The organism is Bradyrhizobium oligotrophicum S58 (assembly GCF_000344805.1).
In the GTDB taxonomy this organism is placed as follows: domain Bacteria; phylum Pseudomonadota; class Alphaproteobacteria; order Rhizobiales; family Xanthobacteraceae; genus Bradyrhizobium; species Bradyrhizobium oligotrophicum.
The window spans coordinates 239,497-266,343 of sequence record NC_020453.1; the positions used below are offsets into that span (position 1 = coordinate 239,497).

At 66.4% G+C, this 26,847-nt stretch carries 18 protein-coding genes; 10 read left to right on the plus strand and 8 right to left on the minus strand.

Annotated elements, in window-relative coordinates; genetic code table 11:
* Nucleotides 1–64: 64 nt before the first annotated feature.
* The 3 genes from S58_RS01155 to S58_RS01165 all read right to left on the minus strand — a co-directional run bounded on the left by S58_RS01155 (nt 65) and on the right by S58_RS01165 (nt 4,533).
* A complete protein-coding gene (locus S58_RS01155) occupies nt 65–2,305 on the minus strand; it encodes an ATP-binding protein (protein WP_042340477.1) in 2,241 nt (746 codons plus the stop codon).
* 135 nt (nt 2,306–2,440) lie between these two features.
* The gene (locus tag S58_RS01160; protein ID WP_015663389.1) at nt 2,441–2,890 is read right to left on the minus strand and encodes a hypothetical protein; all 450 of its coding nucleotides are present in this window, start codon (nt 2,888–2,890) and stop codon (nt 2,441–2,443) included.
* 104 nt (nt 2,891–2,994) lie between these two features.
* A complete protein-coding gene (locus S58_RS01165; protein WP_015663390.1) occupies nt 2,995–4,533 on the minus strand; it encodes a YifB family Mg chelatase-like AAA ATPase in 1,539 nt (512 codons plus the stop codon).
* 231 nt (nt 4,534–4,764) lie between these two features.
* Here S58_RS01165 and S58_RS01170 point away from each other — a divergent pair, with 231 nt between their 5' ends.
* The gene (locus S58_RS01170) at nt 4,765–5,835 is read left to right on the plus strand and encodes a DUF2336 domain-containing protein (protein ID WP_015663391.1); all 1,071 of its coding nucleotides are present in this window, start codon (nt 4,765–4,767) and stop codon (nt 5,833–5,835) included.
* Nucleotides 5,836–5,850: 15 nt separating this feature from the next.
* Here the strand turns inward: S58_RS01170 and S58_RS01175 are convergent, their stop codons facing one another.
* The 3 genes from S58_RS01175 to S58_RS01185 all read right to left on the minus strand — a co-directional run bounded on the left by S58_RS01175 (nt 5,851) and on the right by S58_RS01185 (nt 10,500).
* On the minus strand, nt 5,851–6,630 hold the full coding sequence (locus S58_RS01175) for an outer membrane lipoprotein carrier protein LolA (RefSeq protein WP_173424412.1): 780 nt from the start codon (nt 6,628–6,630) through the stop codon (nt 5,851–5,853).
* 169 nt (nt 6,631–6,799) lie between these two features.
* Nucleotides 6,800–9,274, minus strand: a complete 2,475-nt coding sequence (locus tag S58_RS01180; protein WP_015663394.1) for a DNA translocase FtsK — start codon at nt 9,272–9,274, stop codon at nt 6,800–6,802.
* Nucleotides 9,275–9,285: 11 nt separating this feature from the next.
* Complete coding sequence (locus S58_RS01185; protein ID WP_042338531.1) at nt 9,286–10,500, minus strand: aminotransferase class I/II-fold pyridoxal phosphate-dependent enzyme; 1,215 nt, start codon at nt 10,498–10,500, stop codon at nt 9,286–9,288.
* A gap of 965 nt (nt 10,501–11,465) precedes the next feature.
* Between S58_RS01185 and bamA the strand changes: the two genes are divergently transcribed.
* Together bamA and S58_RS01195 are read left to right on the plus strand one after the other, a co-directional pair.
* The gene (gene bamA / locus S58_RS01190; RefSeq protein WP_042338533.1) at nt 11,466–13,970 is read left to right on the plus strand and encodes an outer membrane protein assembly factor BamA; all 2,505 of its coding nucleotides are present in this window, start codon (nt 11,466–11,468) and stop codon (nt 13,968–13,970) included.
* A 221-nt stretch (nt 13,971–14,191) separates the two neighbouring features.
* Nucleotides 14,192–14,965, plus strand: coding sequence for a DUF4349 domain-containing protein (locus tag S58_RS01195; RefSeq protein WP_144058219.1), 774 nt, complete (start codon nt 14,192–14,194; stop codon nt 14,963–14,965).
* An 803-nt stretch (nt 14,966–15,768) separates the two neighbouring features.
* Here the strand turns inward: S58_RS01195 and S58_RS01205 are convergent.
* Nucleotides 15,769–16,527, minus strand: coding sequence for an SDR family oxidoreductase (locus tag S58_RS01205; protein ID WP_015663399.1), 759 nt, complete (start codon nt 16,525–16,527; stop codon nt 15,769–15,771).
* A 180-nt stretch (nt 16,528–16,707) separates the two neighbouring features.
* Between S58_RS01205 and S58_RS01210 the strand changes: the two genes are divergently transcribed.
* Entirely contained in the window at nt 16,708–18,234 is a 1,527-nt protein-coding gene (locus S58_RS01210) for a malonate--CoA ligase (RefSeq protein WP_015663400.1), read from the plus strand.
* A 7-nt stretch (nt 18,235–18,241) separates the two neighbouring features.
* Here the strand turns inward: S58_RS01210 and S58_RS01215 are convergent, their stop codons facing one another.
* A complete protein-coding gene (locus S58_RS01215; RefSeq protein WP_015663401.1) occupies nt 18,242–18,499 on the minus strand; it encodes a hypothetical protein in 258 nt (85 codons plus the stop codon).
* Between the two features lie 569 nt (nt 18,500–19,068).
* On the opposite strand from S58_RS01215, the gene sdhC reads away from it, so the two are divergent.
* The 6 genes from sdhC (at nt 19,069) to S58_RS01245 (ending at nt 26,834) form a co-directional block, all read left to right on the plus strand.
* Complete coding sequence (gene sdhC, locus S58_RS01220; protein WP_015663402.1) at nt 19,069–19,467, plus strand: succinate dehydrogenase, cytochrome b556 subunit; 399 nt, start codon at nt 19,069–19,071, stop codon at nt 19,465–19,467.
* Nucleotides 19,468–19,487: 20 nt separating this feature from the next.
* On the plus strand, nt 19,488–19,862 hold the full coding sequence (sdhD, locus tag S58_RS01225; protein WP_042340479.1) for a succinate dehydrogenase, hydrophobic membrane anchor protein: 375 nt from the start codon (nt 19,488–19,490) through the stop codon (nt 19,860–19,862).
* 3 nt (nt 19,863–19,865) lie between these two features.
* A complete protein-coding gene (gene sdhA / locus S58_RS01230; RefSeq protein ID WP_015663404.1) occupies nt 19,866–21,704 on the plus strand; it encodes a succinate dehydrogenase flavoprotein subunit in 1,839 nt (612 codons plus the stop codon).
* A 48-nt stretch (nt 21,705–21,752) separates the two neighbouring features.
* Nucleotides 21,753–22,535: a succinate dehydrogenase iron-sulfur subunit gene (locus S58_RS01235; protein WP_015663405.1), complete on the plus strand. Its 783-nt coding sequence runs from the start codon at nt 21,753–21,755 to the stop codon at nt 22,533–22,535.
* A gap of 129 nt (nt 22,536–22,664) precedes the next feature.
* Nucleotides 22,665–24,815, plus strand: coding sequence for a hybrid sensor histidine kinase/response regulator (locus S58_RS01240; protein WP_015663406.1), 2,151 nt, complete (start codon nt 22,665–22,667; stop codon nt 24,813–24,815).
* Nucleotides 24,816–24,878: 63 nt separating this feature from the next.
* Nucleotides 24,879–26,834, plus strand: coding sequence for an ABC transporter ATP-binding protein/permease (locus S58_RS01245; protein ID WP_015663407.1), 1,956 nt, complete (start codon nt 24,879–24,881; stop codon nt 26,832–26,834).
* Nucleotides 26,835–26,847: the final 13 nt, after the last annotated feature.

Sequence of the window (26,847 nt, forward strand, 5' to 3'; positions counted from 1 at the left end):
ATGACGAGAGGAGAGAAGGTGCCTCGCGTTCGCTGTTCTTAGCGCAGCCGTTCCGACCAGCAGGTTACGCCGCCACCTGCCGTGCCGCCGCCAGATTCGCCAGCGCCTCCTCCAGCTTGTCGCGGTCGATCGGCTTGACCAGGAATCCGTCCATGCCGGCTTCGAAGCAGGCGTAGCGGTCCTCGACCAGGGCGTTGGCCGTCAGCGCCAGGATCGGGGTGCGGCGGCCGGGCTCGCTGGCCTCGTGGGCGCGGATGCGCCTGGTGGCGGCGATGCCGTCGAGTCTCGGCATCTGCACATCCATCAGGATCAGGTCATAGGGCGCGCCGGCGGATCGGGCGGCGTGCCAGGAGTCGAGCGCCGCCTCGCCGTGCACGGCGATATCGGCGTGATGGCCGAGCTTGGTGAGCAGCGAGCGCATCAAGAGCGCGTTGATGTCGTTGTCCTCGGCGACCAGGATCGACAGCCCGGCACCGGCCTGAGCTGCGATCGGAGGCGCGATCGTCGGCAGCGACTCATCGGCGAGCGCCATGGCCGCGCCGTCGACCTCGAAGCCCACGCGCGTCGCGAGCGATGCCGCCCGCAGCGGTTTGACGAGATAGAAGTGGAACGGCGCCGCCGGGTTCTGCTCGTGGCGGCTTGCGGGTGTCACCAGCACGATCAGCCGCGTCGTATGATGACGCGCCGCCTCGCCCAGGCTTCGTGCGGCATCGCTGCCGATCGCGTCGTCAATCAGCACGGCGTGCCAGGCGCGCTCCGGCAAAAGGACCTCGGCCACCTCGGTCTCCGCGACGAGGCAGGTCTGAGCACCCCAGTTCTGCAGCCGCCGCTCGATCAGCTCGGCCTGCAGCCCGGCCGGTGCGACCAGCATGATCGACTGTCCCGTCAGATCGGGGCCGCGGAAGCTGTTCTGCTCGCCACGCTCCAGGGCGGCCGGCAGCGGCACGGAGACCTCGAAGGTCGAGCCGCTGCCAAGCCTGCTCTGCAGCGAGATCCGGCCGCCCATCCGCTTGACGATCCGATCCGAGATCGCAAGGCCGAGGCCGGTGCCGCCGAAGCTGCGCGCGACGCTGTCGTCGGCCTGCTCGAATTCGCGGAAGATGCGCTCCTGGGCATCGGCGGCGATGCCGATGCCGGTGTCGCGGACCTGGAAGCTGATCTCGTTCGGCCAGATGCCGGGCTCGGCGATCAGCGCCACGCCGCCGGATGCCGTGAACTTGATGGCGTTGCCGGCGAGATTGAGCAGCACCTGGCGCAGCCGCGCGGCGTCGCCCGTCACCCAGGTCGGCAGCCGTTCGTCCAGATAGGCCGCCATTTCCAGCTGCTTGCCTTGCGCGCGCGGCGCCATCAGCTCGGTGATCTCCTCGATCAAGGCGGTCAGCGAGAATGGCTGTGCTTCCAGCGCCAGCTTGCCGGCCTCGATCTTGGAATAGTCGAGCAGCTCGTTGATCAGCGACATCAGGGCTTCGCCCGAGGTCCTGACCGCCTTGGCGTAGGTGGTCTGCTCCGGCGTCAGCGGCGTCTCGAGCAGCAGGCCGCTCATGCCGAGGATGCCGTTCAGCGGCGTGCGAATCTCGTGGCTTGCCATCGCCAGGAAGCGCGACTTGGCGCGGTTGGCGGCATTGGCCTGGTCGCGCGCATCGGCGAGCGCGCGCTCGGTCTCGGTGCGGCCGGTGACGTCGCGGCCGACACATTGCAGCACGGCCGGCTGCCCGGCATCCGCGCGCACCAGCGCCTCGCGCCAGGCGATCCAGCGCGGCCCGATCGCGCTGTCGATGCACTGGTCGTGGACGCGGGTGCCGCTCGGCTCGAGCGCGCTGTCGCCCTGCTCGATCAGCTCGAAGGCGAATTGACTGCCGAGCAGGTTCTCGCGATCCAGCCCCGCCATCTCGCAATAGGCGTCGTTGACGAAGACGATGGCGCCGTTGCTCGCGCGCATCACGATCAGGTCGCCCTGCTGCTCGAACAGATTGCGCGCGCGCTGCTCGGCTTCCTGCAGCTCCCAGTTCCGGTCCGCCAGCACCTCGTTGTGAAGCGCGACCTTGTGCAGCTTCTTGGCGAGGAAGCGCAGCCGCATGCTGAGCGTGGCCAGCCCGACGCAGGCGAGCGCGAACAGGAAGCTGGCGCCGATCGCGAAGGTGTGCGGGTTGTAGCCGGATTTCTCGGCCATGCTGGCCTTGATGAAGCCGTACGCGCCGCCGAAGCCGGCGGAGAAGATCATCAGCGAGCGCAGGATCGTGAAGACGAGGTGATGACGGCGCATGAACCGGCGCAGACGTAATCTGATGCGAAGAAGCCGTCCCATCTCGATCACCCCTGATGCCTTCGATCCCGTGTCATGGCCGCCCGCACCATGCGGCGTCGGTATTGCTGAGACTTTGAAAGGTCATGCACGCGCGTTGCCGCCGTGCAGAGATGGTGAACCGGGCGTTAGCCCGGCTCACAACAGCGGATTGGCCGGTGATGCCGCGTGGTTGCGGGCCGTGAGGCGGCTGGAGCGCACGTAGATGCGATAGTCGGCAGTGCCATCGCCCGCTTTGTCCCTCGCCAGGTAGATCAGCGGTGCACTCGCGAGCGGATCGGCAGTGAGCCCGACGGCATCGGTCGCAGCCGTCATGCCGCAATCCCTGGCCTCCGTGACGGGCGCATCGTCGACCACGACGAAATCGGCCGTCCCCGGATCGTCGGCCAGCGCCACGCGTACGGTGGCGAGCGCGGGATCATCGGTGAAATCGACATGGAGATCGGCGTGAAACGGCGCCGAGCCGAGCGCGAGGGTGTCGGCACCGACGGCAATGCAGGGCTGGGGAGAGGGCGCCAATTCGATCTTGGCAATGACCGCGGCCGCGATCAGCGGCACGGCCGAGACGAGGACCTTGAAACGCAACATGACACGCACCGACGCGGAAGGCCTGATGACAAAACGCGGGGCCTTATGGTTGTCGGAGCGTAAAGAGAAGTCGTTACCAGAGTGTTGAAGGGGAGGGCGCGCCTTTACGCCGCATGCCGATTGTCCTCCGCCAGCGCGCGGTACGACAGCGCCTCCGCCAGATGCAGCCGGCCGATGGTCTCGGTGTGGTCGAGATCGGCGAGCGTGCGGGCGACGCGCAGCACGCGGTGATAGCCGCGGGCGGACAGCCGCATGGTCTCGGCGGCCTCGCGCAGCAGCTTCTGGCCGGGCGCGTCGAGCTTGGCGATCTCGTCGAGCACGGCGGCGGGCGCCTCGGCATTGGTCCGGACCTGCGGCAGGCCGGCTTTGGCGTAGCGGGCGCGCTGCAGGTCGCGCGCGGTGGCGACGCGGGCAGCAACCTCGGCGGAGCCTTCCTTGGACGGCGGCAGGATCAGGTCGGCGGCGGTGACGGCGGGCACCTCGATGCGCAGGTCGATGCGGTCCATCAGCGGGCCCGAGATCCGCATCTGGTAGTCCGCCGTGCAGCGGTCGATGCGGCCGCGCTTGCAGGCATAGCCGGGCTCGAACGCCTTGCCGCAGCGGCACGGATTCATCGCCGCGACCAGCATGAAGCGGGCAGGGTAGGTGACGCGGTGGTTGGCGCGCGAGATCGAGACCTCGCCATTCTCCAGCGGCTGGCGCAGCGAATCGAGCACGCGCGGGTCGAACTCCGGCAGCTCGTCGAGAAACAGCACGCCCTGATGCGCCAGCGAGATCTCGCCGGGCCGGGCGCGCAGGCCGCCGCCGGTCAGCGCCGCCATGCTGGCCGAGTGATGCGGGCTGCGAAACGGCCGTCTGTTCGTCAGCGCCCCGCCTTCGATCTCGCCGGCGACCGAGGCGATCATCGAGACTTCCAACAGCTCCGCCGGCGACAGCGGCGGCAGGATCGAGGGCAGCCGCGCCGCCAGCATCGACTTGCCGGCGCCGGGCGAGCCGATCATCAGCAGATGATGCCCGCCGGCGGCGGCGATCTCGAGCGCGCGCTTGCCGCTCTCCTGGCCCTTGATGTCGCGCAGGTCGAGCAGGCTCGCGGGCGCCTCCTGGATTTTCGGTTGCGGCCGCGACAGCACCTGCGTGCCCTTGAAATGATTGGCGATTTGGATCAGCGAGGTCGCCGCGATGATCTGCAGCTCGGGGCTGGCCCATGCCGCTTCGGCGCCGCAGGCGGCCGGGCAGATCAGGCCTTCCTCGCGCGAATTGGCGCCGATCGCGGCCGGCAGCACGCCGGCGACCGGCGCGATCGAGCCGTCGAGCCCGAGCTCGCCGAGCACGGTGAAGCCGCTGAGCGCATCCGGCGGGATGGCGCCGATGGCGGCCATCAGGCCGAGCGCGATCGGCAGGTCGTAGTGGCTGCCTTCCTTCGGGACGTCGGCTGGCGCCAGGTTGACGGTGATGCGCCGTGCCGGCAGCGCCAGCCCTGACGCGATCAGCGCCGAGCGCACCCGCTCGCGTGCCTCCGACACCGCCTTGTCCGGGAGACCAACGATCGCGAACGCCGGCAGGCCGGGCGCGACCTGGACCTGGACGTCGACCGCGCGGGCCTCGATCCCTTCAAAGGCGACGGTAGAAACGCGCTGGACCATGGTGCCCCTCCCGCTGGCGAAGCTAGCGGAAGCGGGCTCCATCCGCAAGAACAATACAGGAACATGCCGCCGCCGGCGCGAGGCGCAATCCATTAACGACGGTCCGCGTCCGCCGTCGGACCCGCCCCTGAGCTTAACGCCCCTTTAGGCCGGTGTTCGCATTCTTCCGGAAATCATGATCGACACGCGCCCCGTCAGAACCGAAGGGACGCCGCCAACGAGAGACGTGCGATGCCCCCAGCGCCTTCGGCCGCTCCCACCGTCAAGACGCCCGCCGCCGAGGCGAGGACGGTGTCCGAGCTTGCCACCGACATGCTGCGCCGGACCACGAGCCTGTTCCTGGCTGGTCCGCGGCCGGCGTCCGACGAGCAGCTCGATCTCTATGACCAGATGTTCGCGCGGCTGATGCCGCAGGTCGCGACCGAGGTGCTGGCCGAGTTCAGCGCGGCCTTGGCCCGTGTCGAGCGTGCGCCCTACGGGACCGCGCGACTGCTCGCCGTCCATCCAGAATTGCGTGTCGCCGGGCCGATGCTGGCCAAGGCCTTGGTGCTGACCGAGCGCGATTGCGCCGAGTTCATCCGGAGCGGCAGTCCGGGGCATCTCGTTGCGCTCGCCAGCCGCCGGGGAATCGGCGAGACCCTGACGACGCTGCTGATTGCGCGCGGCTTCCCCGCCGTGCGCATGGCGCTGGTGCAGAACCTCTCCGCGCGCCTGTCCGAGGACGGCTACCGCAGCCTGTTCAAGATCGCCGAGCGCGACGAGGATCTCGCCGAAAAGCTCGCGCTGCGCACCGATCTGCCGGCGAAGCTCTCGCGCGCTTTCGTCGCCGCCGCCAGCGAAGGCGCCCGCGCCCGCTTCATCAAGGCGGCGCCGCCGGCGACCCGCGCCACCCTGCAGGCGACGCCGACGCGGTCGTCCGGCGCCGCCATGCGCGCGATGTGGGACTATCAGCAGGTCAAGACCGAGGTCGCCGCGCTCAATCGCACCGGCAAGCTCGGCGATTCCGCGGTCAACCGCTTCTGCGTCACCGGTGAATTCCCTTCCGTGATCGCGGCGCTGGCGCTGCTCTGCGTCGTCTCCATCGAAACCATCGAATCGCTGATGGACGACGATCGGCTGAGCGATCTGCTGCTGGCCTGCAAGGCGGCCCGGCTGAGCTGGGCGACGACCGCCATGATCCTGCGCGGCCGTCCCGGCTGCGACGCGATCCCGGCGGACGACGTCGAGGAGGCGCGCAAACGCTTCGAGAAGCTCGCGCTGTCGGAAGCGCAATGGAAGGTCCGCGGGCTCGAATCGAGCTGAGCGCGGGGAGGGCCGTCAGCCCGGCGGCGTGCCGTAGTTCGTGAAGTCGATCTTGAACATCGCCGGATCGAGCTTCTTGGTCGTATCGAGATTGTAGACCGCGATCGTGGTGTCGTAGCCCTGCGGGTCGGTCACGGTCCACTGCTTGAGCTGGCCGTCCTTGGCGCCGAGCATCAGCATCAGCCGGCTGGTGCCGATCAGCGCCTGCTTCTCCTCGATCGTGATCGTGACGTAGAGGTCGTCGGCCGCGACCGCGATCACGTTGGTGTCCTTGAGCAGGTCGATGCGGTCCGACAGCAGGTAGCGCAGCGGCGTCTGCGACAGCGGATAGACGTCCTGGGTGGCGAGCTTGCGGTCGCGCACGACCAGCGAGGAGCCGTCGGCGATGATGTCGATCGGCGTCGGCGGTTCATATTCGAAGCGCACCTTGCCCGGCTTCTGGATGTAGAAATCGCCCTTGGTCTTGCTGCCGTCGGGACCAACCTGGACGAAGTTTCCAACCAGCGTCTGCAGTGACGACAGATAGGCGCTGACCTTGGCGGCCTGCGCCTTCTGGTTGGCGTCGAACGAGGTGAAGATGCTCGCCGGCACGTTGCGCCGGGGATCGGGAATGATCGGATTGGGCGGCACGGTCTGGGTCGTCGCCGCGCTCTGGCCGCGCTGCTCGGAGGCGCTGAGCTGGGCGCCGCCTTTCGGTGCTGATTTGGCAGACGGCGTGGTCTGGGCGGCAGCGTGGCTGGCGGCAACCGTCAGCGCGCAGGCCGTCACGGCGCATGCCGCCATCCAGGCTGACATGCGGCGCCCGTGCGGGGCCGCGGAAGGTGAAATGGGGCTGTTCAACAAGGGGCTTTTCAAAACGACGTCCTGAGTTTTACGCGTTTCTATCTCGGTTCGGTCGGGCGGCGTGATCGTAATTGCGTGAAGATACGACACGGAAACGGCAGATCTGGGACCAAGCGGGCGGTCAGAACCCGCCTTCTTCCTCGGGCACCAGGATCTCGCGCTTGCCGGCGTGGTTGGCCTGGCCGACGATGCCTTCCTGTTCCATCCGCTCCATCAGCGAAGCAGCCTTGTTATAGCCGATCTGCAGCCGCCGTTGAATGTAGCTGGTGGACGCCTTGCGGTCGCGTTTGACCACGGCAACCGCCTGGGAGAACAGGTCGTCGCCACCGCCGCCACCCCCCATGCCGGTGGCGTCGAATACGGCGCCGTCCTCCTCGCTCGGTTCCTCGGCGGTGACCGCCTCGAGATATTCCGGCGAGCCCTGCGCCTTGAGATGACGGACGACCTTTTCGACCTCCTCGTCGGAGCAGAACGGACCGTGGACGCGGCTGATGCGGCCGCCGCCGGCCATGTAGAGCATGTCGCCCTGGCCGAGCAGCTGCTCGGCGCCCATTTCTCCGAGGATGGTGCGGCTGTCGATCTTGGACGTGACCTGGAAGGAGATGCGGGTCGGGAAGTTCGCCTTGATGGTGCCGGTGATGACGTCGACCGACGGACGCTGCGTCGCCAGGATCACGTGCAGGCCGGCGGCGCGCGCCATCTGGGCGAGGCGCTGCACCGTGCCTTCGATGTCCTTGCCGGCGACCATCATCAGGTCGGCCATCTCGTCGACGATGATGACGATGTAGGGCAGGGGGTCGAGGTCGAGCTTCTCCTCCTCGTAGATCGCCTTGCCGCTCTCCTTGTCGAATCCGGTGTGAACGGTGCGCGTCAGCTCCTCGCCCTTGTTGCGAGCTTCGCCGAGGCGGGCGTTGTAGCCGTCGATGTTGCGGACGCCGAGCTTGGCCATCTTCTTGTAGCGCTCTTCCATCTCGCGCACGGCCCATTTCAGCGCGACGACGGCCTTCTTCGGATCGGTGACGACCGGCGTGAGAAGATGCGGAATGCCGTCATAGACCGAGAGTTCGAGCATCTTCGGATCGACCATGATGAGGCGGCACTGGTCCGGCCGGAGCCGATAGACCAGGCTCAGGATCATGGTGTTGATCGCGACCGACTTGCCCGAGCCGGTGGTGCCGGCGATCAGCATGTGCGGCGTGCGGGCGAGATCGATGATGATGGACTCGCCGCCGATGTTCTTGCCGAGGCAGAGCGGCAGCTTGGCGACGCTCTCGGTCGCCTCCTTGGCCACCAGCAGCTCGCGCAAGTAAACCTTCTCGCGATGCGCGTTGGGCAGCTCGATGCCGATGGCGTTGCGGCCGGGCACGACGGCGACGCGCGCCGACAGCGCGCTCATCGAGCGCGCGATGTCGTCGGAGAGGCCGATCACGCGCGACGACTTGATGCCGGGCGCCGGCTCCAGCTCGTACAGGGTGACGACCGGGCCGGGATGCGCCTTGACGATCTCGCCGCGGACGCCGAAATCCTGCAGCACGCCTTCCAGCGCGCGCGAATTGGCCTCGAGCTCGCTCTTCGACAACGGCTGCCGATCGGAGGATTTCGGCGCCGCCAGCATCGACACCGAGGGCAGGTCGTATTTGTCGTTGGACTTGCGCGGCGGAGTCTTGGGCGCCGGCTTCTTGCGCGCCTTCGGGGCCGGCTCCTCCTCCTCGTCGTCCTCGTCCTCCCCGGCCTCTTCCCCGTCGCCGCCGTCCTCGTCCATCTCCGGGGCGAGCGTCGGCTTGGAGCGGCCGCCGCCGAGGCTCGGCTCGTGTCGGCCGGCGGCGCTGGCGCGGGGTTGCGGGCCGGAGGAAACCAGCGCGCGATAGGCCGTGCTGAGGAACCAGACGACGCGCGCCTTGGCGCTCATGATGGCGTGGAACACCCAGCCGAGCCGCACCGCGCTCTTGTCGTCGTCCTCGTCCGCATCGCTCAGCGGGGTGTCGTCATCCTCGTCCGCCAGCAGGCTCTCGTCGGCTTCCTTCGCCCCCATGCCGCCGGCCACCAGCAGGCAGCCGGTCATGGCGACCAGCAGTAGGCTGCCGAGCACCAGGCGATAGATCAAGCCGGGCGGCCCGAACACGACCGCAGGCGCCCGCACCAGGGCGTCGCCGACCACGCCGCCCAAGCCCGTGGGCAGCGGCCAGGCATGCGAGCGCGGCCAGCAGCTGGCGAGGCCGGCCGCGATGATGGCGCCGAGGATCCAGGCGCCGAAGCGCAGCGCTTCGCGGTCGAACGGCCGGTGCGTCATCATGCGCCAGCCGCGGATCGCGATCGGCAGGATCACCATGATCGAGCCGAGACCCAGGATCTGCATCAGGAGATCGGCGCTGATCGCGCCGGGATAGCCGACGATGTTGCGGATCGCGCGCGAGGTCGCATGGCTGAGGCTCGGGTCCTGCACCGACCAGGTCATCAGCGCCGCGGCGGCGACGCCGGACAGCGCGATCAGGCCGAGGCCCGCGAGCTCGCGCAGCCGCCGCACCAGCGCGTCGCGCAGCGACGTCGGCAGGTGGTTGACCAGGGGAATGACTCGTTCGATCGCCGGCATCCGCATCAGCCCCGCGATTACCTGAGGACCTCGACCAGCCGGTGCAACGCCTCACCGGTGGATGCGGCATCGGCCACCAGCGCCAGCCGGATGTAGCCGGCGCCGGGGTTGAAGCCGTCTGCCTGCCGCCGCGCCAGATAGCTGCCGGGCACCACGCGCACGCCGGCGTCGCGATAGAGCTTCACGGTGACGTCCTCGTCGCCGCCGCGATCGGCGACGTCGAGCCAGACACAGAAGCCGCCCTCGGGGCGCCGATAGCCGTAGCGGTCGCCGACGATCTGGTCGGCGAGATCGAACTTGGCGCGGTAGAGTCTGCGGTTCTCCTCGACATGGGCCTCGTCGCCATAGGCGGCGACGGCGACGTGCTGCAGCGGCACCGGCACCTGGGGCGCGGCGACGTTGCGCAGCTCGTGGAAGGCCGTGAGAAAGCGACGGTCGCCGGCCGCGAATCCGATGCGCATGCCCGGCACGTTGGAGCGCTTCGACAGCGACTGGAAGGCGACGACGTTGGTGTAGTCGGGGCCGGCATGCTCCAGCATGCTGCCCGGCGCTTTCAGCGTGTAGATCTCCGAATAGCACTCGTCGGCGAAGATCACGAAGCCATAGCGATCGGCGAGCTGCTTCAGCCGGCGCATGTAGTCCGGGCTCGCCACGGAGCCTTGCGGGTTCGCAGGCGAGGCGATGTAGAACGCGATCGTGCGCGACAGCGTCGCCTCGTCGATGCCGTCGAGATCGGGCAGGAAGCCGTTGTCGCGCGTCGTCGGCAGATAGATGGAATCGCAGCCCGCGGTGCGGGCGCCGGCGCCATAGACCGGATAGAATGGATTCGGCATCAGGATCGCAGGCCTGCCACGGCGCGGGCCCGCGAGCTGGAGCGCGGTATGGGCGGCGAAGAACAGGCCCTCGCGGCTGCCATTGAGCACCAGGATCTCGTGCTCAGGATCGATCGCGCGCGGCAGTGCGAATCGGCGCGCCAGCCAGCCTGCGGCCGCCTTGCGGAACGGCTCGATGCCCTTGGCCGCGGGATAGCGGCCGAAATCGGCGATATGCTGCGCCAGCACCGGGCCGACGAAGTCCGGAACCGGATGCTGCGGCTCGCCGACGGCGAGCGTGATCATGGGCTTGCCCGGCTTGTGCGGGGCGAGCAGCTCGTTCAGCCGCGCAAACGGCGAGCGTTCGCTCTCCGAATGGCTGGCGCCAGCGGGCGCGGGGGATGCAGCGGTCATTGCCATACGTAAAACGCGCGCCAAACCAGTGGAAGCCGCCGATCGCCCATGAACCGGTGCCTTTGTGGTCACCATAGGTGGGGCGAGGTTAAGACGCGATTAACCATCGGCGCTGGCGTTCGTTTTGATCGTTTTTCCCGGCCCGATCCAGAGGCAATTTCGCAACAGCAGCCGACATTGTGGCGATTCGGGCGGGCGAGCCGGGCAGCTCGCAGGAACTTTTTGGCTGGTGTTGGTCTCTCGTTGGAGAATTCAGCTTGAGCACGGTGCCCGCGGCCGTCGACCTCTCCCCGCCTGCGGGGAGAGGTCGGATTGCATCGAAGATGCAATCCGGGTGAGGGGGTACAGGTCTAACAATTTGCACCACCCGCGGGTCTGCCCCTCGCACCAACCCTCTCCCCGTGAAGAACGGGGAGAGGGAGCGCAGGTGCAACGGCGGTGAAAGCTGCGACCCAACTCACGGCAGATCGACGATCGTAGTCGTCGGCTCTGGGAACGGGCGCGCCGTTATCTAACGACGAGAAAAACGGGCGGCCCGGTGCGCTGGAATAAGTATGGGAATCTGCGCGCACCGGGCCTTGGCCGAACTACTTGGGGGCTTAGCTCGGATGAGCGACAATTAGCACGGTCGTTTTTCCGGCGTATTGCCGGTGTTCGAAGATTTGTAGAATTTGATGTCGGAACGCGCGGAATGCGGCGCGGCCGGACCAATTGCTTAACGGAGATGTCCGCGCCCGCTGTGGCTTTCCGGTCCAGGTGCGGACGCTGCACTTAAGTATCAGCACGCCGCTTCCGGCTCCCAGCTGATCAGTAGTTTTTCTGACGAGAAACACTCAGCCACATCACGCATCAATCGACATGTCGCGCAACGAACTCGGCGCATCTCGACCATCTTTGACGGGCATCACCGATTCCCATGGCGTGCCGAACTCCGAAGGCGCGCCGAGGACTCTGACTTTCGAAAGAGCTCGATGATGCGTCTGAGACTGCCGGGCGTGCTTGCCCTGATGCTGCTGGCCATGCCCGTTTCGTCGTTGCCCCGCATGGCGGTGGCAGCGCCTGTCGCGGCCGCGACCTCGATCACGGTCGAAGGCAACCGGCGTGTCGAAGCCGACACCATCCGCTCCTACTTCAAGCCTGGCCCGTCCGGCACGCTCGATGCCGGCCAGGTCGACGACGGCCTCAAGGCGCTGGTCGGGACCGGCCTGTTCAGCGACGTGAAGATCGATCGCCAGGGCGGCCGCCTGGTCGTGCGCGTGGTCGAGAACCCGGTGATCGGCCGCGTCGCCTTCGAGGGCAACAAGAAGGTCAAGGACGAGCAGCTCACCGCCGAGGTGCAGTCGAAGCCGCGCGGCACGCTGTCGCGCCCGATGGTGCAGTCGGACGCGCAGCGCATCGCCGAGATCTATCGCCGCTCGGGCCGCTACGACGTGCGCGTCACGCCAGAGATCATCGAGCAGCCGAACAACCGCGTCGATCTCGTGTTTACGGTCACCGAGGGCGTCAAGACCGGCGTGAAGTCGATCAGCTTCGTCGGCAACAACGCCTATTCGGCCGCGCGCCTGCGCGATGTGATCAAGACCCACCAATCGAACTGGCTCAGCTTTCTCGGCAACAACGACGTCTACGATCCCGACCGCGTCGAGGCCGATCGCGACCTGATCCGCCGCTTCTATCTGAAGAACGGCTATGCTGATGTCCAGGTGGTCGCGGCCTTGACCGAGTATGATCCGGATCAGAAGGGTTTTCTGGTCACGTTCCAGATCGACGAAGGCCAGCAATACCGGGTCAGCGCAGTGCAGTTCCAGTCGACCGTCGCCGCCCTCGACGTCAATACGCTGCGCAGCTATTCGCGCGTCAATGCCGGCGCGCTGTACAACGTCGAGCAGCTCGAGAAGTCGGTCGAGGAGATGCAGATCGAGGCGTCGCGCCGCGGCTTCGCCTTCGCTGTCGTGCGTCCGCGCGGCGATCGCAACATGGAAGCGCATACGGTTTCGATCGTGTTTCAGGTCGACGAGGGTCCGCGGACCTATATCGAGCGCATCAGCATCCGCGGCAACACCCGCACCCGCGACTACGTGATCCGGCGCGAATTCGACATCTCCGAGGGCGATGCCTACAACCGCGCGCTGGTCGATCGTGCCGAGCGGCGGCTGAAGAACCTGGACTTCTTCAAGGACGTCAAGATCACCGCCGAGCCCGGCTCGTCGAGCGACCGCGTGGTCCTGGTGGTCAGCCTCGAGGAGAAGTCGACCGGCGATTTCTCGATCTCGGGCGGCTACTCGACCACCGACGGCGCGCTGGCCGAGGTCTCGATCTCCGAGCGCAACTTCCTCGGCCGCGGCCTCTATGCCAAGGCCGCCGTGACCTACGGCCAGTACACGCGCGGCGTGACGCTCTCCTTCGTCGAACCCTATCTGCTGGACTACCGCGTCGCGCTGGGCCTCGACGTCTCCTACCGCCAGCAGCTCGCCAACAGCTACACCAGCTACGGCACCCGGACGATCGGCTTCAGTCCGCGGCTCGGTTTCCAGCTGCGTGAGGATCTTTCGCTGCAGCTGCGCTACTCGCTCTACCGGCAGGAGATCACGCTGCCGTCCTACCTCGCCAACTGCAACAACAACAACGCCAACGGCCTGCTCGCCTTCAATCCGACGCCGGCCTATATCGCCAGCGTGCTCGGCGGCGTCGATCCGACCAATGCGACCACGTCGGGCGTCTACGGCTATGGCTGCTACGGTGACGGCGAATCGACCCTGCCGATCCGCAAGGAGCTGAACGACGGCGCGGCGCTGACCTCGGCGCTGGGCTACACCCTGTCCTACAACACGCTCGACAACAACAAGAACCCGACCGACGGTCTGATCGTCGACTGGCGCCAGGACTTCGCCGGCGTCGGCGGCAATGTCAGCTATCTCAAGTCGGCGGTCGATGCGAAATACTATACGCCGCTGGTGTCCGACATCGTCAGCGTGATCCATCTGCAGGGCGGTGTGCTGAACAAGATCGGCGACAAGGACCTGCGCATGCTCGACCACTACCAGATGGGCCCGGCGCTGGTGCGCGGCTTCGCGTCGAACGGCATCGGCCCGCGCGACATCACCTATCGCAGCCTCGGCGCGACCGGCGATTCGCTCGGCGGTACCAAATATTGGGGCGCCTCGGCCGAGTTGCAGATGCCGTTCTGGTTCCTGCCGAAGGAAGTCGGCCTCAAGGGCGCCGTCTATGCCGATGCCGGCTCGCTGTGGGGCTATCAGGGCCCGACCTCGTGGGCCGCAACCGGCGAGGTCAACACATCGGCCTGCAAATGCGGGCTGCAATACGACGACAGCAAGGTGGTGCGCTCCTCCGTCGGCGTCGGCCTGATCTGGGCCTCCCCGTTCGGCCCGCTGCGCTTCGACTACGCTGTGCCGCTGTCCAAGGGCAAATACGACGTCGTGCAGGAATTCAGGTTCGGCGGCGGCACGTCGTTCTGAGGCGGTTTGATCGATGCTGGGTCGCGCTCGTCATGCGGGCGCGACTCCGCTTCATGCTCGCGACCGTTGCGTCGCGAATCCGCGTGCCCCGGCTTCCCCCGCCACAGCTTGAGCGCGATCGTGGTCCGGTCATAGTGTCCCGTGATACCCCTGCTATTCCGTAGGTGTTGGACATGGGGACAAATATGAGACCAAGGAGTTCGTTGGCGCGTGCGCGACAAATGTGGCCGATGGCGCTTCTTCTTTTGGTCGCGCTCGGCGGCTGTGGCCGGCCGAACGATTTTGCAGACAGTGGACTGTCCGGCGGAGCACCCGACCCTCGGGTCGAGGTCAAGCATTTCTTCACGCTCGAAGTGCCCGCGGTCGACCTCGAAGCCATTCAGCGCAAGCATGTCGAGGAGTGCACCAGGCTCGGCTGCGAGTTGACGCAATCGTCGCTGGGCCGGCCGAATCAGGGCGCCGCCAAGGCGGACACCGCGTTGCGTGTCCCACCTCAGTCATATGATGCTTTTGCAGCAATCCTCACCGCGCCGCCTGCGCGGATGACCTACCATTCCGTCAAGTCGATCGAACTTGGCGCGCCGATGATGGATCAGGAAAAGCGGCTCGCGGCCAAGACGAAGCTTCGCGAGCGGCTGACAGCGCTGCTGAACGACCAGAGCGTGAAAACGGCGGCCGATCTGATCGCTATCGAAAAGGAGTTGGCGCAGGCACAAAGCGAGATCGAGAGCGCGACGGCGCAGCTCGATCAGCTGCACCGGCGGACAGATCTGATTGGTGTCAATATCAGCTATGTGGGAGTGGTGAATCGCTTTGGTCTCGACCTTACACCGGTGTATCAGGCCCTGCAGGCGGTCGGTCAGACAATCGTGATGTCACTGTCGGCGCTGGTCTACACGTTGGCCGCGATCGTTCCGTGGCTGCCGATCCTGGCGGTTCTCGTCTGGCTGCTCCGGCGCGCGCTGCGCCGCCGCGCCGCTGCACGAGGCACCTGATTGTCGCGATATCGGGCCATGCGCTGGCCACCGTCATTGCGAGGAGCGAAGCGACGAAGCAATCCAGAGTCCCGTCCGCAGCTCTGGATTGCTTCGCTTCGCTCGCAATGACCGCCGGGCTGTCAGCATGCCTCCCATGCGCAAATTGCCCGTCGTGTTAGTTTGTCGCAATCTTCGGGCTTGCACCGTCGGGCAAATCACCTGCACATTTCCGCGCGTCCCTGCTGCCGCATGAGGGGCGTTTCGCGACCGTCACGGATCGTTGGCAGTGGGATGCGATGGGCGTGTGTCGACGCAGCGTGGATTGTCTGCGCGGACGAACGGCGGCATGCGAACGGTCAAGTCGCGCGGTCCTGATATCCCGACGCTGATATCAACCTGGCGCAATGCTAGCGCATTGCGTGGGGGATGGTGGCCAACAAGCCCGGCGCACCAGGGAGAACGCGAAGCAGCCGTTAAAACCGTTGCGCGGGGAGGGCCGGGCGTTCTCGGCCAGACCTGTGGTACCTGCCGCCTGCATTTTTTTCTGCAGGCGGGCCACGGGCGCGGCCAGCGCCCGGCCTTCCCTGCGCCCTCATGATTTTCCGAGGGCGGTGAGTCTCATGAATAGCTCGGGCGCATCGTGTCGCGAGACCGCTTCCGCATATCTCACTGTCATGCCCCGCGAAGGCGGGGCATCCAGTACGCCGCGGCTCATCCATTCAATCACAGGCGTCTCGGAGTACTGGATCGCCCGGTCAAGCCGGGCGATGACAGCGAGGGTGACGATTGATGTGCCTGCCATGTCCGATATCGAGAGCTGCTCAATCCCTATTCCCCGGCGTCTGAATGAAACCCCGATTCCACGTCGGGCTGATCAGGATCTCGTTGACGCAGGCGCGCGGCGGCATGCCGGCGACGAAGGCGATGGTGCGGCCGAGGTCGTCGGGCTGCAGCATGCGCGCCTGCTCCGCGGCGCTCGGCACCACCGGGCGCTGCTCGAGAATCGGCGTGGCGACCTCGCCCGGCATCAGGCAGCAGGCGCGCAATCCGTTGACGCATTCCTCCATGTTGAAGGAGTGCGTCAGCGCCAGCACGGCATGCTTGGTCGAGGTGTAGGCCGGCCCCGGCATCCTCGAGACGTGGCGGCCGGCCCAGGACGAGACGTTGATGATGATGCCGTCCCGCTGCGCGCGCATCGCCGGCAGTACTGCCTTCATGCAATACAGCACGCCGTTGAGATTGATCTCGACCAGCTGGTTCCAGCCCTCCAGTGTCATGTCGTCCCAGCTCCGCTTCGGCACGTTGACGCCGGCCGAGTTCACCAGCAGGTCGATGCGTCCATGCTGCGCCAGGATGGCATCAGCGGCCGCCTGCACATCAGAAGCCTTGGCGACATCGAGCGGGATCGCCTCAGCCAAGCCGCCACTGGCGCTGATCCGGGCCACCACGGCGTCGAGCGCCGCCTTGCGCCGGCCGGACACCACGACCGTCCAGCCCTCGGCGGCGAGCGCCAGCGCGCCGGCCTCGCCGATCCCAGTGCCGCCGCCCGTGATCCACGCGATTCGTTTCCCGTTGGTCATATCTTGGCGTCTCCCGTTGCCTTCGAAAGGGCGTTTTTGCTATTGCAGCCTCGATCAGAGACGGCCATCCGGGCGACGTCGCCGGTGCGATCCGCCGTCAGGGCCCTTTTCGTCTTCGTCGAGCCTGATGTTCCGCCGGCTGGCACAGCCGGCCGCGCCGCGCTCTCAGGGGAATGTTGCATGAACCACGCCACCAACGCCAACCTGTTCGCCCGCCTGTTCGACGGCCTCGACGATCCCAACCGGCTCGCGATCGAGACCCATGACGGTCAGCGCATCTCGTACGGCGACCTGATCGCGCGCGCGGGGCAGATGGCGAACGTGCTGGTGAGCAGGGGCGTCAAGCCGGGCGATCGTGTCGCCGCGCAGACCGAGAAGTCGGTGTCCGGTCTCGTGCTCTATCTCGCTACGGTGCGCGCGGGCGGCGTCTATCTGCCGCTCAACACCGCCTACACGCTCAACGAGCTCGACTACTTCATCGGCGATGCCGAGCCGACCGTGGTGGTCTGCGATCCCGCCAAGGCCGAGGGCATCGGCGTGCTGGCGGCCAAGGTCGGCGCCAAGGTGGAAACCCTCGACACCTCGGGTAAGGGCTCGCTGACCGACGCTGCCGACAAGGCCAACTCGGCGTTCACCACCGTGCCGCGCGGTGCCGACGACCTGGCTGCGATCCTCTACACCTCGGGCACCACCGGCCGCTCCAAGGGCGCGATGCTGTCCCACGACAATCTCGCCTCGAACTCGCTGACGCTGATCGACTACTGGCGCTTCACCAAGGACGACGTGCTGATCCACGCGCTGCCGATCTATCACACCCATGGGCTGTTCGTGGCCAGCAACGTCACGCTGTTCGCGCGGGCATCGATGATCTTCCTGCCCAAGCTCGATGCAGACCTGATCATCACCCTGATGGCGCGCGCGACCGTGTTGATGGGCGTGCCGACCTTCTACACGCGTCTCCTGCAAAATCCGCGGCTCGACAAAGAGACGACCAGCCACATGCGGCTGTTCATCTCGGGCTCGGCCCCGCTGCTCGCCGATACCCATCGCGAATGGTTCGCGCGCACCGGCCACGCCGTGCTCGAGCGCTACGGCATGACCGAGACCAACATGAATACGTCGAACCCTTACGAGGGCGAGCGCGTGCCCGGGGCGGTCGGCTTCCCGCTGCCCGGCGTGTCCGTGCGCGTCACCGATCCCGAGACCGCCAAGGAGCTCGCGCGCGACGAGATCGGCATGATCGAGGTCAAGGGCCCGAACGTGTTCAAGGGCTATTGGCGCATGCCGGAGAAGACCAGGTCGGAATTCCGCGACGATGGGTTCTTCATCACCGGCGACCTCGGCAAGATCGATGCGAAGGGATACGTCCACATCGTCGGACGCGGCAAGGACCTCGTGATCTCCGGCGGCTTCAACGTCTATCCGAAGGAGATCGAGAGCGAGATCGACGCCATGCCGGGCGTGGTCGAATCCGCGGTCATCGGCGTGCCGCATGCGGATTTCGGCGAGGGCGTCACCGCGGTGGTGGTGCGCCATCCCGGCGCCGACGTCACCGAGGCGGGCGTTTTGAAGAATCTCGACGGCCGGCTCGCCAAGTTCAAGATGCCCAAGCGCGTGTTCGTGGTCGACGAACTGCCGCGCAACGCCATGAGCAAGGTGCAGAAGAACGTGCTGCGTGACCAGTACAAGGACATCTATACGAAGTGACGATGGCCTAGCGCCGTCGCCCGATCGCGAGACCTGCGAGCGCGGCCAGAGGCGGCGCGGCGCAGATCAGCACGAATTCGAGCACGGCAAGCGAGGCGATCTCGTGCTGGATCGCGAGGGCCAGGCAGGCGGCGAACAGGCCGGCCGCGGTGAAGCCGAGGATGCAGGTCAGCGGCTCCTCGGCAGGCTCGTGCGACGACGCTTTGTGCGCCGGCAGTGCCGCCGGCTGCTCGGTGGTGGTCGGCCTGACCGTGGGAAGCGGCATCGGAGCTCTCTGCGCCGTGTCGTCTGTGGGTACGGATCGAGACTAGGCCGCTTCGTTGCCTGCGGACATGCGGCAAAATCGACCGGCAGTCCCTGCCCCGGCTCGCGAGGAACGGCGTGGCCGGCCCTGGAGATAGGCTCAGGGGCCGGCCGCGAGCTGGGGAGTCAGGTGTGGTCCGTCGTGCGCGAATCCTTCCGGTCAGCTTTGCAGAATCCGCGGAATGAAGACCACCCCATGCGCAAAGTCGGCACGTTCGGCGCCGGAGTTAAGCGGTGAATCAACCTCTACGATTCGCGCTATTTAATAGGCTAGAAGCGCTCATCGCGGCCGAAGAAAGGAGGTAGTAGTGAATCACGATTCGGTTCCTTCCGCGAGGCTGAGCTCTGGTATACCACGAAGTCCATTGATCCTTTTTTCACCGCCTCCGTAGTACTGAATCGAGGTTCGGTTTCGAGCCATTTGGCCGTTGCAACACCTGTTCCTTCTCCGTAAATAAAGGCCGCCTTGCCGATCCACACGGCCGCAAGCCCCCTCCGTCCACGGCCCACAAGAAATCATCAAAGCAGCCAATGACAGCCAGGATCGAACGACCGCTTTCGCCGCATCTGCAAACCTACCGCTGGACGCTGACGATGATCTTGTCGATCGTCCATCGCGCCACTGGTGTTGCACTATATTTCGGGACGCTGCTGCTGGCTTGGTGGCTGATTGCCGCCGCGTCCGGTCCCAGCGCCTACTCCTACGTCCAGGGCTTCATGGGCAGCTTTCTCGGCCGCCTGATCGTGTTCGGCTACACCTGGGCGCTGCTGCATCATCTGTTGTCGGGCATCCGTCACTTCGTCTGGGACCTCGGCTACGGCTTCAAGGCCAATGAGCGCGAGGCACTCACCTGGGGCGCCCTGATCGGCGGCATCTTCCTGACCGTTCTGGTGTGGATCGTGGCTTACGCAGTGGGAGGCGGCCGATGAGCAATTCACGCGCGAAATCGATGCGGACCCCGCTCGGCCGCGTCCGAAACCTCGGTGCCGCGCATTCCGGCACCGGTGATTTCTGGCGCCAGCGCATCACCGCTGTCGCGATGACCCTGCTGATCGTGCCGGTCGTCGTCGTCGTCATCATGCTGCTCGGTCGCAACCAGGCTGGCGCGGCGCAGATCCTCGGCTCGATCCCGATCGCGCTGATCATGCTGCTGTTCGTGGTCGCGAGCTGCTGGCACATGAAGATCGGCATGCAGGTCGTGATCGAGGACTACGTGCACAGCGAGCCGCTCAAGCTCGTCGCGGTCATGGCCAACAACTTCTTTGCGGTGACCGTGGCAATCGCCTCGATCTACGCCCTCATCAAACTGTCCACTGGAGTTTAGCCGATGGCCGGCGGAGCAAATGGCAGCGCGAACGGCGCGCCCGCGACGAACGGAAAAGCCTATCCGATCGAGGACCACACCTACGACGTCGTCGTGGTCGGCGCCGGCGGCGCCGGCCTGCGCGCCGTTGTTGGCTGCAGCGAGGCGGGCCTGCGCACCGCCTGCATCACCAAGGTGTTCCCGACCCGCTCGCACACGGTGGCGGCGCAGGGCGGCATCTCGGCCTCGCTCGGCAACATGCATCAGGACGACTGGCGCTGGCACATGTACGACACCGTCAAGGGGTCGGACTGGCTCGGCGACCAGGATGCGATCGAATACATGGTGCGCAACGCGCCCGACGCCGTCTACGAGCTCGAGCATTGGGGCGTGCCGTTCTCGCGTACCGAGGACGGTAAGATCTATCAGCGGCCGTTCGGCGGCATGACCCTGGACTACGGCAAGGGCCAGGCGCAGCGCACCTGCGCCGCGGCCGACCGCACCGGCCACGCGATGCTGCACACGATGTATGGTCAGTCGCTGCGCCACGCCGCGGAGTTCTTCATCGAGTTCTTCGCCATCGACCTGATCATGGACGACCAGGGCGTCTGCCGCGGTGTGATCGCGCTGAAGCTCGACGACGGCACGTTGCATCGCTTCCGCGCCCAGACCACGATTCTTGCCACCGGCGGCTATGGCCGCGCCTATGCCTCGTGTACCTCTGCGCATACCTGCACCGGTGACGGCGGCGGCATGGCGTTGCGCGCCGGCCTGCCGTTGCAGGACATGGAGTTCGTGCAGTTCCACCCGACCGGTATCTATGGTTCGGGCTGTCTGGTCACCGAAGGTGCACGCGGCGAGGGCGGCTATCTCGTCAACGCCGAAGGCGAGCGCTTCATGGAGCGCTATGCGCCGTCCGCCAAGGACCTCGCCTCGCGCGACGTCGTCTCGCGCGCGATGACCATCGAGATCCGCGAAGGCCGCGGCGTCGGCAAGAAGAAGGACCACATCTTCCTGCATCTCGACCATCTCGATCCGAAGGTGCTGCAGGAGCGCCTGCCCGGCATTTCCGAGTCGGCCAAGATCTTCGCCAATGTCGACGTCACCCGCGAGCCGATCCCGATCGTGCCGACCGTGCACTACAACATGGGCGGCATCCCGACCAACTTCCACGCCGAGGTCCTGACCAAGAAGGACGGCGACGACAACGCCATCGTCCCCGGCCTGATGGCGGTGGGCGAGGCGGCCTGCGTCTCCGTGCACGGCGCCAACCGGCTCGGCTCGAACTCGCTGATCGACCTCGTGGTGTTCGGCCGCGCCGCCGCGCTGCGGCTGGCCGAGAAGCTGACGCCGAACGGCAAGCAGCCTGATCTGCCTAAGGACTCGGCCGATCTCGCGCTCGGCCGGCTCGATCACTATCGCTATTCCTCCGGCGGCACGCCGACGGCGAAGCTGCGCGAGAGCATGCAGCACGTGATGCAGACCAACTGCGCCGTGTTCCGCACCGGCGAGGTGCTGCAGGAAGGCCATAACCTGATCCACAAGGTCCATGGCGGCATCGGCGACATCGCCGTGTCCGACCGCTCGCTGGTGTGGAATTCCGACCTGATCGAGACGCTGGAGTTCGACAATCTCATCGCCCAGGCGGTGGTGACGATGGACTCCGCCAACAACCGTTCCGAGAGCCGCGGCGCCCATGCCCGCGAGGATTTCCCGGATCGCGACGACAAGAACTGGATGAAGCACACGCTGGCGTGGCTCGACAACAAGAACGGCAACACCACGATCGATTACCGTCCGGTGCACAACTACACCATGACCAACGACGTGCAGTACATTCCGCCGAAGGCACGCGTCTACTGATCGCACGTGTCCTGAGCCGGTCCGTCATAAACAAGAAGGCCTTCCGAAATGGCTGAGTTCGCACTTCCGAAGAATTCGCAGATCACTGGCGGCAAGTCGTGGCCGAAGCCTGCCGGCGCCACCGAGGTTCGCGAGTTCAAGGTCTATCGCTGGAATCCGGACGACGGCAAGAATCCGAGCGTCGACACCTTCTATGTCGACGTCAATGATTGCGGCCCGATGGTGCTCGACGGCCTGATCTGGATCAAGAACCACATCGACCCGTCGCTGACCTTCCGCCGCTCCTGCCGCGAAGGCGTGTGCGGCTCCTGCGCGATGAACATCGACGGCCAGAACACGCTGGCCTGCACCAAGTCGATGCACGACGTGAAGGATGGCGCGGTCAAGGTCAATCCGCTGCCGCACCAGCCGGTCGTGAAGGACCTGGTGCCCGATCTCACCAATTTCTACGCGCAGTACGCCTCGATCGAGCCGTGGCTGAAGACGACCTCGCCGACGCCGCAGAAGGAATGGCGGCAGAGCCACGAGGATCGCGAGAAGCTTGACGGCCTGTACGAGTGCATCCTGTGCGCCTGCTGCTCGACCTCGTGCCCGAGCTACTGGTGGAACAGCGAGCGCTATCTCGGCCCCGCTGCGCTCTTGCAGGCGACGCGCTGGGTCAAGGACAGCCGCGACGAGGCCACCGGCGAGCGGCTCGACAATCTCGAGGATCCGTTCCGGCTGTACCGCTGCCACACCATCATGAACTGCGCCAAGGCCTGCCCGAAGGGGCTCAACCCGGCAGAGGCGATCGCCGAGCTCAAGCTCAAGCTGGTCGAGCGGCAGATTTAGCCGGGCGACAGCGCATCGAGCTGTCATTAGTCCCAGCCGCGCCCGGAATCTGCACAAGTTCCGGGCGCAGCTTGTTTATGGCGCCCGCCGACTGCGTTAAGCTCCCAGCCCTTTGAGGCCGGAGCGACCGTGCAGACCGCACAACGCAAATCGCTGACGATGCTGCGATGGATGATGGTCGCGTCGCTGGCGCTGCCCGTCGCCCTGTTCCTGATCGCGGCCTACGTGTCGTACGGCACGACCTATGACGAGGCGGACCGCGAGATCCGCCGCTCGCTCGAAATCGTCCACGAGCATGCGCTGAAGGTGTTCGAGACGATCGACCGCAGCCTCTGGGAAATCGACGAGATCGTCCGCGATCTGTCCGACGCGGACATCAAGGCGCGGGAGCAGCCGCTGCATGCGCGGCTTCGCCAGCTGTCGGACTCGCTGCCGCAGATGAAGTCCGCCTGGGTGTTCGACGCCAACGGCCGGCCGCTCGTCAACAGCGCTATCTACCCGGCCCCGGACATGTCCTTCCTGGACCGCGACTACTTCAACGCCCACGTCACGGACAGCATCGGCACCTTCATCGGTGCGCGGCTGACGCCACGGCCGCCCTATCAGGGCGCCGCGTTCTTCAGCATCAGCCGCCGGCGCCAGTCCGACGACGGCAGCTTCACCGGCATCATCCAGGCCTCGGTGCTGCCGGATTATTTCGAGCATTTCTACGCCCGGATCGGCCGCGCGCAAGGCAGCTACTTCGCGCTCCGCAGGTACGACGGCGTCGTCCTCAGCCGTTTCCCGGCCGCGGAGCCAACTGCCGGTCCGGCATCGCACGACATTCCGGCCGGGGCGGCGGATACGGAGCAACTGGTCACGGAGACCTCGCCGATCGACGGCATCGAACGCCGGGTCGGTTATGAGCGCCTCGCCAATTATCCCGTCTACATCTCCGCCGGGCTGGAGACGGCGACCATCCGCAACCGCTGGCTCTCGACCATCAGCCGCCACCTGATCTTCGGCATCCCGGCCACCGCCCTCCTGGTCGTGTTCCTGACCCTCGCCCGGCGGCGGACCGAGCACCTCTATGTCGAGGCCGCCCGCCGCCTGGAAGCCGAGGACGCCCTCAGGCATGGCCAACGCATGGAGGCGCTGGGCCAGCTCACCGGCGGCGTCGCCCACGACTTCAACAATTTGCTCACGGTGATCCGCGCCTCGGCCGATCTGCTGCGCCGCCCCAACCTGCCCGACGAGCGGCGCCAGCGCTACATCGACGCGATCTCGGACACGGTCGCGCGGGCGTCCAAGCTGACCTCGCAGCTCCTCGCCTTCGCCCGCCGCCAGACCTTGAAGCCGGAGGTGTTCGACATCGGCCGCAGCGTCGCCACCTTGCGCGACATGACCAAGACGCTGGTCGGCTCGCGCATCGAGGTCGTGATCTCGGTCCCGGACGAGCCATGCTACGTCAATGCCGACGCCGGCCAGTTCGAGACCGCCTTGATCAACATGGCCGTCAATGCCCGCGACGCGATGGGCGGCCAGGGACTTCTCGGCATCGTGGTCGCCCCTGCCGCCGATTTGCCGACGCCTGCAGCCCTGCATGATCGTCCGCCGCTCGGCTACGTCGCCATTGCGGTCCAGGACACCGGCGTCGGCATCCCGCCTGACCAGGTGAACCGGATCTTCGAGCCGTTCTTCACCACCAAGACGATCGGCCAGGGCACCGGCCTCGGCCTCTCCCAGGTGTTCGGCTTTGCCAAGCAATCCGGCGGCGAGATCGGCGTCGCCAGCGAGCCCGGATGCGGCGCGACCTTCACGCTGTATCTGCCGCGCGTCGCGGGCGCGCACGGGCCGCACCACACCGGTCTGGCGCAGGCCGCACCGATCGGCGGCGACGGCATGTCGGTCCTCGTCGTCGAGGACAACATCGATGTCGGCCGCTCCGCCACGGAGGCCCTGGCCGAGCTCGGCTATCGCACCACGCTGGTCGATAATGCCAAGGATGCGCTGGAAGAGCTGATCAGCGGCACCACCCGGTTCGACGTCGTGTTCACTGACGTCGTGATGCCCGGCATGACCGGACTAGAACTCGCCGAGGAAATCAGGCGCCTCGAGCTCGACATGCCGGTGGTGCTGGCGAGCGGCTACAGCCACGTGCTGGCGCAGCAGGGCACGCACGGCTTCGAGCTGTTGCGCAAGCCGTATTCGATCGAGGAGTTGTCGCGCGTGCTGCACAGGGTCGTGCCGGTGCCGCTGTATCGCGCGCCCCCGATGGCGCCGAACTCGCCGGTGCGCTGACACCAAGGTTGCAGCAGCGGAACCGGGGCGGGAACCTTCTATAATCATTGTCGTTATCGCGGCATGGGACAGGTTCAGGACGTCGTACGGCCGGCAGCGCCGGAGCCTGAGAAGGCGCCGATCATTGAGATCGCCGCCGAGAGTGGCGATCACGTCGAGCCGCCGCCGCCCGAACTCGTCGAGCCGGATCCGGATCTTTCGCCCGAAGAAGCGGAGCAGCTGCGCAAGCGCTATCTGCTGACGCGGTTCTGGATCAGTGCGCGCGGCTATTGGGGCAGGAGCGGCGACCGCCTGGCATGGCCGTTCACGATCGGCCTGTTGCTCCTCATCGTCGCCACCGTCGCGTTCCAATACGGGATCAACGTGTGGAACCGATCGATCTTCGATGCGATCGAGAAGCGCGATTCCGCGACCGTGTTTCATCTCACCGCGATCTTCTTTCCGCTGGCGATCGGCAGCGTCATCCTCGGCGTTGGTCAGGTCTATGCGCGCATGGCGATCCAGCGCCGCTGGCGCGCCTGGCTCACCAACAGCGTGGTCACGCGCTGGCTGACGAGCGGGCGCTACTATCAGCTCAACCTGGTCAGCGGCGACCACAAGAATCCGGAATATCGGATCGCCGAGGACCTGCGCATCGCGACCGATTCGCCGGTCGACTTCGTGGCCGGCGTCACCTCGGCGCTGTTGTCGGCGGTAACCTTCATCGTCGTGCTCTGGACCATCGGCGGTGCGCTCACGCTGCGTCTCGGCGCGACTGAATTGACGATCCCCGGCTTCCTCGTGATTGCCGCCGTCGTCTATGCCGCGATCGCCTCCGGCTCGATCATGACGATCGGCCGTCGCTTCGTGCAGACATCGGAAGACAAGAACCAGGCTGAGGCCGAATTCCGCTACACGCTGACCCGCGTGCGCGAGAACGGCGAGAGCATCGCGCTGCTCGGCGGCGAGACCGAGGAGCGCGCCGGCATCGACAAGACTTTCGGCAACGTGCTGCAGCAATGGGCTCGTCTGGCCGGTCAGCACATGCGCACCACGCTGGTGTCGCAGGGCTCGAGCCTGATCGCGCCAGTCGTACCGCTGTTGTTGTGCGCGCCGAAATTTCTCGACGGCAGCATGACGCTCGGCCAGGTGATGCAGGCGGCGAGCGCCTTCACCATCGTGCAGACGGCGTTCGGCTGGCTGGTCGACAACTATCCTCGCCTCGCCGACTGGAACGCCTGCGCCCGCCGCATCGCGTCGCTGATGATGTCGCTCGATGCGCTGGAGCGCGCCGAGCTGGGCGATGGCATCGGCCGCATCAAGCGCGGCGAAACCGCCGGCGAGGCGATGCTGACCCTGAACGATTTGTCGGTCACGCTCGATGACGGCACAGCGGTGGTCGGTGAGACCGAGGTCGTGGTCGATCCGGGAGAGCGGCTGCTGGTCGCCGGCGAATCGGGGACGGGCAAGAGTACGCTGGTGCGTGCGATCGCAGGCCTTTGGCCGTGGGGCGGCGGCAGCATCAACTTCCATCCCGACCGCCGGCTGTTCATGCTGCCGCAGCGGCCCTACGTGCCGTCGGGCAGCCTGCGCCGCGCCGTTGCATATCCCGGTGCCGCCGAGGACTGGAGCGTCGAGCAGGTTGCCGAGGCCCTGCACAAGGTCGGGCTGGATCACCTCAAGGACAAGATCGAGGAGGAGGCGCCGTGGGATCAGACGCTCTCGGGCGGTGAGAAGCAGCGCTTGGCCTTCGCACGGCTGCTGTTGCACAGTCCGGATATCGTCGTACTCGATGAAGCCACCTCTGCGCTCGACGAAAAGAGCCAGGACCGGATGATGCAGATGGTGACCGGCGAACTGCCGAAGGCCACCATCGTCAGCGTCGCGCACCGCGCCGAGCTCGAAGCGTTTCACAGCCGCAAGATCGTGCTGGAGCGGCGCAAGGGTGGCGCCAAGCTGGTGAGCGACATCGATCTGATACCGCGCAAAGGCAAGCGACGCCTGATCGGCCGCTTCCTGCGCCAGCGCAAGCAGGCTTGAGCAACGCCACGGA